The organism is Kitasatospora sp. NPDC004799 (assembly GCF_040609095.1).
GTDB lineage: Bacteria > Actinomycetota > Actinomycetes > Streptomycetales > Streptomycetaceae > Kitasatospora.
On record NZ_JBEXJK010000372.1, the window covers coordinates 1 to 8158 of the forward strand.

At 75.8% G+C, this 8158-nt stretch carries 7 protein-coding genes and 1 pseudogene; 7 read left to right on the top strand and 1 reads right to left on the bottom strand.

Annotated features, from left to right (window positions below; translation table 11 throughout):
* Nucleotides 1-324: 324 nt before the first annotated feature.
* Nucleotides 325-1092: a polyprenol monophosphomannose synthase gene (locus tag ABZW03_RS32515; protein ID WP_355266358.1), complete on the top strand. Its 768-nt coding sequence runs from the start codon at nucleotides 325-327 to the stop codon at nucleotides 1090-1092.
* 82 nt (nucleotides 1093-1174) lie between these two features.
* Here ABZW03_RS32515 and ABZW03_RS32520 read toward each other — a convergent pair whose 3' ends face one another.
* A complete protein-coding gene (locus ABZW03_RS32520; RefSeq protein WP_355266361.1) occupies nucleotides 1175-1585 on the bottom strand; it encodes a helix-turn-helix domain-containing protein in 411 nt (136 codons plus the stop codon).
* A 107-nt stretch (nucleotides 1586-1692) separates the two neighbouring features.
* Between ABZW03_RS32520 and ABZW03_RS32525 the strand changes: the two genes are divergently transcribed.
* From ABZW03_RS32525 to ABZW03_RS32550, 6 genes and pseudogenes are all read left to right on the top strand, one after another.
* The gene (locus tag ABZW03_RS32525) at nucleotides 1693-2328 is read left to right on the top strand and encodes an NAD(P)H-dependent oxidoreductase (protein WP_355266364.1); all 636 of its coding nucleotides are present in this window, start codon (nucleotides 1693-1695) and stop codon (nucleotides 2326-2328) included.
* A gap of 121 nt (nucleotides 2329-2449) precedes the next feature.
* Nucleotides 2450-3460, top strand: coding sequence for an MBL fold metallo-hydrolase (locus ABZW03_RS32530; RefSeq protein WP_355266366.1), 1011 nt, complete (start codon nucleotides 2450-2452; stop codon nucleotides 3458-3460).
* Nucleotides 3461-3476: 16 nt separating this feature from the next.
* Nucleotides 3477-4418 (top strand): annotated as a pseudogene (locus tag ABZW03_RS32535) (NTP transferase domain-containing protein).
* A 92-nt stretch (nucleotides 4419-4510) separates the two neighbouring features.
* Nucleotides 4511-5644, top strand: a complete 1134-nt coding sequence (locus ABZW03_RS32540) for a molybdopterin molybdotransferase MoeA (RefSeq protein WP_355266372.1) — start codon at nucleotides 4511-4513, stop codon at nucleotides 5642-5644.
* Between the two features lie 53 nt (nucleotides 5645-5697).
* The gene (locus ABZW03_RS32545; protein ID WP_355266375.1) at nucleotides 5698-6702 is read left to right on the top strand and encodes an NAD-binding protein; all 1005 of its coding nucleotides are present in this window, start codon (nucleotides 5698-5700) and stop codon (nucleotides 6700-6702) included.
* Between the two features lie 130 nt (nucleotides 6703-6832).
* Entirely contained in the window at nucleotides 6833-7810 is a 978-nt protein-coding gene (locus ABZW03_RS32550) for an NAD(P)H-quinone oxidoreductase (RefSeq protein ID WP_355266369.1), read from the top strand.
* Nucleotides 7811-8158 lie beyond the last annotated feature (348 nt).

An 8158-nucleotide genomic window follows, 5' to 3' on the forward strand; every position in this document is an offset into this window, starting at 1 on the left:
CGTCGGTCGCCAATGCTCCGCAGTGGCTCCCTCCTCCGCCTTGCGATGCACGCACCCCAACGCCGCGCCCTGATCCGACAAAATCCAAGAGACAGACCCTAACCGAACGGTGTCGCCCGAGGGGAAACGGTGGGCACCAGGTGGGAGTGCCACGGTCGGACCGGCGGTTCCCGGCGCGGTAGTAGGATGCCAGGACGCAGTAGCCTCCGCCCTGCGCGCAGTTCGCCACCGGGGTCCTCCCCGGCGGGTTGCCGGCGGAGCCGCGTTCCAGAGTGCGGGCGCCGGTGTTCCGAGACCCCCCGCCATCGGCCGAGAGGTTTGTACGTGACCGTCAACCAGCAGAGTTTTGCTGATCTCGGCAAGGTCCTGGTGATCATCCCGACCTACAACGAGGCGGAGAACGTCGAGCGGATCGTCGGCCGGGTCCGGGCCGCCGTGCCCGAGGCGCACGTGCTGGTCGCCGACGACAACAGCCCCGACGGCACCGGCGAGCTGGCCGACAAGCTGGCCGTCGAGGACGAGCACGTCCACGTCCTGCACCGCAAGGGCAAGGAGGGCCTGGGCGCCGCCTACCTCGCCGGTTTCCGCTGGGGCATCGACCACGGCTACGACGTCCTGGTCGAGATGGACGCGGACGGCTCGCACCAGCCCGAGGAGCTGGACCGGCTGCTGAGCGCGCTGCGCGGCGCCGACCTGGTGCTGGGCTCGCGCTGGGTGCCGGGCGGCCGGGTGGTGAACTGGCCGAAGTCGCGGCTGCTGCTCTCGCGCGGCGGCTCGACCTACTCGCGCCTGATGCTCGGCGTGCCGATCCGGGACGTCACCGGCGGCTACCGGGCGTTCCGCAAGGAGACCCTGCTGGGCCTGGGCATGGACGAGGTCGCCTCGGCCGGGTACTGCTTCCAGGTCGACCTGGCCTGGCGCACGGTGAAGGCCGGGTTCAAGGTCGCCGAGGTGCCGATCACCTTCGTCGAGCGCGAGCTCGGGGCGTCCAAGATGAGCCGCAACATCGTGGTCGAGGCGCTGTGGCGGGTGACCACCTGGGGCGTCACCGACCGGCTGGCCGGGCTGCGCCGGGGCGGCGCCAAGCACTGAACGAACGACGAGGGGCCCGATCGCCGGAACGGCGGTCGGGCCCTTTCGCGTGTCCGGAGGCCGGTTCCGGGCGTGCGGCGGCTCAGCAGCCGTTCCTGAGCGCGCCCTCCGGCAGGTAGCGGTCGGCCCAGACGGCCAGCTCGGTGAGCGCGGGCCGGAGCGCGGCGCCGCCCTCGGTGAGCCGGTAGCTGACCCGCAGCGGCGGGCCGGCGTCGACCTCGCGGACGACCAGCCCGGCCTCGGTCAGCTCGGTCAGCCGGTCGGAGAGCATCCGCTCGCTGATGCCCGGGACGGTGCGGCGCAGCTCGGAGAAGTACGCGGGGCCGCCGGTGTTGAGCACGCCCAGCAGCATGCCGGTCCAGCGCTTGCCGAGCAGGGTGAACACCCGGTTGAGGGCCAGGTCGATGCTGCCGCAGCGGCCGGGGTCCTCGGCGGCGGCGCACGCGTCGGTGGCGATCGGGACTCCGTCGGTCACTGCCTCGTGCTCGGCCATGGGTCAAGCGTACTCGACCCACCACTAGTGACTGCAGAAAAGTAAGCTGCTACCGTACTTGCAGTTGCAGCGAAATCAGCAGCTACTTATCCCATGGAGGCCCCGCCATGCCCACGCTCCTGCACCTCGACTCCTCCGCGATCGCCGACGGCTCCGTCTCCCGCGAGGTCACCGCCGCCTTCCGGGCCGCCTGGCAGGCCGAGCACCCCGAGGGCACGGTGATCTACCGCGACCTCGCCGTCGACCCGCTCCCGCACCTGGACGCGCACGGCATCAGCGCCGGGTTCGCCCCCGCCGAGGCCCACAGCGCCGAGCAGGCCGCCGCCTTCGCGCTGCGCGACGAGCTGATGGCCGAGCTGGAGCGGGCCGACGCCGTGCTGATCGGCAGCCCGATGTACAACTTCACGATCCCGTCGACCCTCAAGGCCTGGCTGGACCACGTGATCCTGGTGGGCCGCACCGCCGGCGAGGCGCCGTCCGCCAAGGGCACCCCGGTCACCGTGGTCGCCTCCCGCGGCGGCTCGTACGCGCCCGGCGCCCCGCGCGAGCCGTTCGAGTTCGTCACCACCTACCTGGAGAAGGTGCTGACCGGCATGCTCGGGCTGGAGGTCGACTTCATCGTCCCCGAGTTCACCCTGGCCGGTGCCGTCCCGGCGATGGCCGACTTCGTCCCGCAGGCCGCCGCGTCCAAGGCCCAGGCCCTGGAGCAGGCCGCCCGCCGGGCCAAGGAACTGGCCGTCTGAGCCCCGGTGTGACGTGGATCGGAGGCGCGCCCCGCCGGGCGCGCCTTCCGCGCATTCGGCCGCCGGTGCTCCCATGCTGTAGGGCGCAGGGAATCCGACCGCCGACCAGAGGGAGCAGCCCGTGACGACGTCCCCGCCCGAGGAGAGCGCCGGCGCGGAGCGTGCCCAGGCCGGACCGGCCGCTCCCGGTGCGCCCGCCGGGGCCACCGGGCCGGCCGCCACCGGCGAGCCGCCGGAGCCCGGGCCGCCGGCCCGGCCGCTGGAGGTCGCCGTCTTCACCGGCCCCGAGTCGGCCTTCTTCGCCACCTCCACGCTGATCCTCGGCGAGCGGACCGCGATCCTGGTGGACGCCCAGCTGACCCGCAGCGCCGGGCGCGAGCTGGCCGAGTGGGTCGCGGGCAAGGGCCGGCGGCTGCTCGCCGTCGTGGTCACCCACCAGCACCCGGACCACTACTTCGGCGCCGAGGAGGTGCTGCGGCTCTTCCCCGACGCGCAGCTGCTGGCCGCCCCGGCCGTGGTCGAGGGCATCCGGCGCACCGTCGCCGCCAAGGTCGCGCAGTGGAAGCCGGTGTACGGCGACGACATCCCGGACCACCCGCTGGTGCCCGCGCCGCTGCTGCCGCAGCCGCTGATGCTGGACCGCCAGGTGATCCCGGTGCTCCTGCTCGGCCAGGCCGACTGCGGGGACTCCACGGTCGTCCACGTGCCCAGCATCCGCACCGTGATCGCCGGGGACTTCGTCCACAACGGCACCCACGTCTGGACCGCCGACACCACCCCGGCCCAGCGCACCACCTGGGGGCACAACCTCGGCCGGATCGCCGACCTCGGCGCGGAGCGGGTGATCGCCGGCCACCGGGCCCCGGACCAGGGCGACGACGCCGCCCGGGTGCTGGCCTTCACCGGTGAGTACCTCCAGGACTTCGACCGGCTGCTGGCCGAGCACCCGGACGACCCGGAGGCGCTGGTCACGGCGATGAACGAGCGGTACGGGGAGCTGACCCTGCCGTCCTTCCTGACCCTGGGCGCGGCGGCCAACACCGCCCGGGCGGCCGAGGGCGCGGAGACGGCCGACGAAGGCCGGGAGGACGGCGGGGAAGGCCCGGAGGACGGCGGGGGCACGCCGGAGTAGGGCGGATACTGGCCGCATGACGCCGTACGACGTGATCGTCCCGGCGGGCGGGGCCGCCCGGCGCCTCGGCGGGGCCGACAAGCCCGGACTGACCGTGGGCGAGACCACCCTGCTCGACCGGGTGCTCGCCGCCTGCGCGGGCGCCCGCACCGCCGTCGTGGTCGGCCCGGCCCGGCCCACCGCGCACGGCGGCGTCCGCTGGACCAGGGAGCAGCCGCCCGGCGGCGGGCCGGTGGCGGCCGTCGCGGCCGGGCTCGACCTGGTCACCGCGGACACCGTGCTGCTGCTCGCCGCCGACCTGCCCTTCCTGGACCGGCGGACGGTGGAACGGCTGGCCACCGCCCTCGACGAGGCCGGGGCGCACGCGGAGGCCGCCGTGCTGGTCGACGCGGGCGGGCGCGACCAGCCGCTCGCCGCCGCCTACCGCACCGCCCCGCTGCGCGCCGCGCTGGCCGCCCTCGGCGACCCGGCCGGCCAGCCGCTGCGCCGCCTGGTCAGCGGGCTGGCCCGGCTGCGGGTGGCCGACACCGACAACGTCGCGTACGACTGCGACACCTGGGAGGACCTGGAGCAGGCCCGGGAGCGCGACCGGAGCTGAACCCCACCGGTGCCGCCGTCGGCGTGTGAGCGAAACGACGCGCGCCGCACACGGGGCGAACACCTCGGGGAACCGCTGATCGGGCAGCATGGGCGCATGGAGCGCACGCTGGATGACTGGATCGCCGAGGTCAAGGCCGACCTGGGCATCGACCTGGACGTCGACGTCCGTGGTCTGCTCGACACGGCCCGGGTGGTCGCGCACGGGGTGGCCCGGCCGGCCGCGCCGCTGACCGCCTTCCTGATCGGCTACGCGGCCGCCCGGCAGGGCGGCGGGGCACAGGCCGTCGCCGAGGCGGCCCGGCGGACCGAGGCCCTCGCCGAGGGCTGGGGCGCCGCCGACCGGCCGGGCGAGCCGTGAGCGCGGTCGGACGGACCGCCGCGGCCGCACCGCCCACCGGCCCCGGCGTGCTGAGCTGGCCCCGAGCCCGGGAGACCGCGCGCCGGGCCGGGCTGCGCCCGCCGACCGGGGCGTCGGTACCGCTGGCCGGGGCGTCGGTCCCGCTGGCCGAGGCGCTCGGCCGCACCCTCGCCGAGCCGCTCGGCGCGCTCACCGACCTGCCCGCCTTCGACACCTCCGCGATGGACGGCTGGGCGGTCGCCGGCCCCGGCCCGTGGCGGGTGGCCGGCCGGGTGCTGGCCGGACGGGCCGCGCCGGTGCCGCTGGCCGACGGCACCGCCGTGGAGATCGCCACCGGCGCCCAGCTGCCGCCCGGCGCCACCGCCGTCCTGCGCCGTGAGCACGGGCGGACGGAGGGCGCGCTGCTGCACGACCGCGGCCCGCAGCCGCTGACCACCGGCCAGGACGTCCGTCCGCGCGGCCAGGAGTGCCGCCGGGGCGAGGAGCTGCTGCCGGCCGGTACGCCGGTGGGGCCGGCCGTGCTCGGGCTGGCCGCCGCCTGCGGCCACGACCGGCTGCCGGTCCACCGCCGTCCGGAGGTCCAACTGCTCGTCCTGGGCGACGAGTTGCTCACCACCGGGGTGCCCGGCCCGGGCCTGGTCCGGGACGCGCTCGGGCCGCTGCTGCCGCCCTGGCTGCGGGCCGCCGGCGCCGAGCCGGCCGAAGTCGGGTACGTCCGCGACGACTTCGGGCTGCTCCGGGACGCGCTGCGGCACTCCACCGCCGACCTCGTGGTCACCACCGGCGGAACGGCCGCCGGACCGGTCGACTTCCTGCACCGGGCGCTCGCCGAGGCCGGCGCCCGGCTGCTGGTGGACGGCGTCGCCGTCCGGCCCGGGCACCCGATGCTGCTGGCCGAACTCCCCGGCGGGCGCCACCTGGTGGGCCTGCCGGGCAACCCGCTGGCCGCCGTCGCCGGGACGGTCACCCTCGTCCTGCCGCTGCTGCACGCCCGCAGCGGGCGGACCGTCGGCGCTCCCGCCCTCGCCCCGGCCGCGGCCCCGCTGCCCGGGCACCGTACGGACACCCGGCTCCAGCCGGTCCGGCGGACCGCCGAGGGCGTCCGGCCGCTGGCCTTCGACGGGCCGGCGATGCTGCGCGGCCTCGCCCGGGCCGAGGCGCTGGCCGTGGTGCCGCCCGGCGGGGCGGCGGCGGGGGAGACGGTCGAACTGCTGGAGGTGCCGTGAACCGGATCCGGCGCAACCTCGCGCCCGGCACCGAGCCGTGGGCGGACGCCGGGATCGTGCTGCCCGCCCGGCGGACCGCGCCCGCCGTCCGGCAGGTCGGCTCCCGGCTGCTGCTGGCGCTCGCCGTCCTGGTCGCCACCACGTTCATCGTCTACCTCGACCGGTCGGGCTACAACGACAACGCCGGCGGCGGGCTCAGCCTCCTGGACGCGGCGTACTACGCCACCGTGACGCTCTCCACCACCGGGTACGGCGACATCACCCCGTACAGCGACGGCGCCCGGCTCACCAACATCTTCGTGATCACCCCGCTGCGCGTGGTGTTCCTGATCATCCTGGTCGGCACCACCCTGGAGGTGCTCACCGAACGGACCCGCCTGCAATGGCGGTTGAACCGCTGGAGGTCCACCGTGCGCGAGCACACCGTCGTCATCGGCTACGGGACGAAGGGGCGCAGCGCCGTCGACACCCTGCTCGGACAGGGGGTGAAGAAGGAGGAGATCGTCGTCGTCGACCCGCAGCGCAAGGTGGTCGACCACGCCGCCCAGCACGGCCTGGTCGGGGTGGTCGGCGACGCCACCCGCACCGACACCCTGGTGCGGGCCGGACTGCCCACCGCCGCGCGGGTGGTGGTCGCCCCGGAGCGGGACGACACCGCGGTGCTGATCACGCTGACGGCCCGCCAGCTGAACAAGGCCGCCACCGTGGTCGCCGCCGTCCGGGAGGACGAGAACGCGCCGCTGCTGCGGCAGAGCGGCGCCGACGTCGTGGTGACCAGCTCCAGTTCGGCCGGGCGGCTGCTCGGGATGTCGATGCTCAGCCCGCACGCCGGGGCGGTGATGGAGGACCTGCTGACGTACGGCAACGGGCTGGACGTGGTGGAGCGCCCGGTCACCCGGGCCGAGGCCGGGCACAGCCCGCGCGAGTGCGCGGACCTGGTGGTCGCGGTGGTCCGGGGCCGGCGGGTGCTCAACTACACCGAGCCGGAGGCCGCGGTGCTCCAGCTCACCGACCGGGTGATCGTCATCAAGTCCAGCGCGGCCGCGCCGACCGGCTGAGCCGCCCGACCGGTTGGGCCTCGCCGGCCGGTTGGGCCGGGCCAGCCGGTTGGGCCTCGCCGACCGGCTGGGCGTGCCGGTCGGCTGAGCCGTGCCGGGGAACCGCCCCGGGGAGCAGTAGGTTCGGGGCATGCATGCGATGACGATTCCCGTACCCGGCGGTCCCGAGGCACTGGTCTGGGCCGAGGTGCCCGACCCGGTGCCCGCCGCGGGCGAGGTCCTGGTCGAGGTGGCGGCCACCGCCGTCAACCGTGCCGACCTGCTCCAGCGGCAGGGCTTCTACAACCCGCCGCCCGGCGCCTCGCCCTACCCGGGGCTGGAGTGCGCCGGGCGGATCGTCGCGCTCGGGCCCGGGGTGTCCGGCTGGGCGGTCGGCGACGAGGTGTGCGCGCTGCTGGCCGGCGGTGGCTACGCCGAGCGGGTCGCGGTGCCGACCGGGCAGCTGCTGCCGGTGCCCGCGGGGCTGTCCGTGGAGCAGGCCGCGGCGCTGCCCGAGGTGGCCTGCACGGTGTGGTCCAACGTCTTCCTCACCGCGCACCTGCGGCCCGGCGAGACGGTGCTGCTGCACGGCGGCGCGAGCGGGATCGGGACCATGGCGATCCAGCTGGCCAAGGCGGTCGGTGCCCGGGTCGCGGTCACCGCGGGCAGCCCGGAGAAGCTGGCGCGGTGCGCCGAGCTGGGCGCGGACATCCTGATCGACTACCGCGGGCAGGACTTCGTCGAGGCGCTCCGGGAGGCCACCGGCGGGGCCGGGGCCGACGTGATCCTGGACATCATGGGCGCCAAGTACCTCCAGCGGAACGTGGACGCGCTGGCGGTCAACGGGCGGCTGGTGATCATCGGGCTCCAGGGCGGGGTGAAGGGCGAGCTCGACCTCAACACGCTGCTGCGCAAGCGCGGGGCGGTGATCGCCACCAACCTGCGCGGGCGGCCGCTGGCGGAGAAGGCGGCGATCGTGGCGGCGGTGCGCGAGCACGTGTGGCCGCTGGTCGAGTCCGGGGTGGTGCGGCCGGTGGTGGACCGGGTGCTGCCGATGGCCGACGTGGCCGAGGCGCACCGGGTGCTGGAGCGCGGGGAGCAGGTCGGGAAGGTCGTGCTGCGGACCTGAGCGCGGGAGGCCGGGGCGGCGGCGGGAGGGCGTGACGGGCTCGACGTGCCGTGCCGGTCGGGGCGTGCGAACCTGGTCCGGAGCAGTCCCGCCGCCGATCCCGCCCCCGGGCGCCGTCGGCCGTCGGAAGGACTCCGACCGTGGCCGCATCACCGCACGCACCCCTCGGGCCGCTGCCCGTGGCGCCGCACCACCGTCGCACTCCCCGCCGTACCTCGCGCCGTACCTCGCGCCGCTGCTTCCGCCGCGCTCCGGGCCGCGCCCAGCGCCTGCTCGCGGAGTCCGCTAAGGGGCTCGCGATCCGGAGGTCACGGTCGACCTTCTGGAACATGCCGCCGGCGTGCTCCC

Coding starts and splice junctions, on each gene's coding strand:
- ABZW03_RS32520 (WP_355266361.1), bottom strand. CDS start 1,585: ATGGCCGAGCACGAGGCAGTGACCGACGGAGTCCCGATCGCCACCGAC.
- ABZW03_RS32525 (WP_355266364.1), top strand. CDS start 1,693: ATGCCCACGCTCCTGCACCTCGACTCCTCCGCGATCGCCGACGGCTCC.
- ABZW03_RS32550 (WP_355266369.1), top strand. CDS start 6,833: ATGCATGCGATGACGATTCCCGTACCCGGCGGTCCCGAGGCACTGGTC.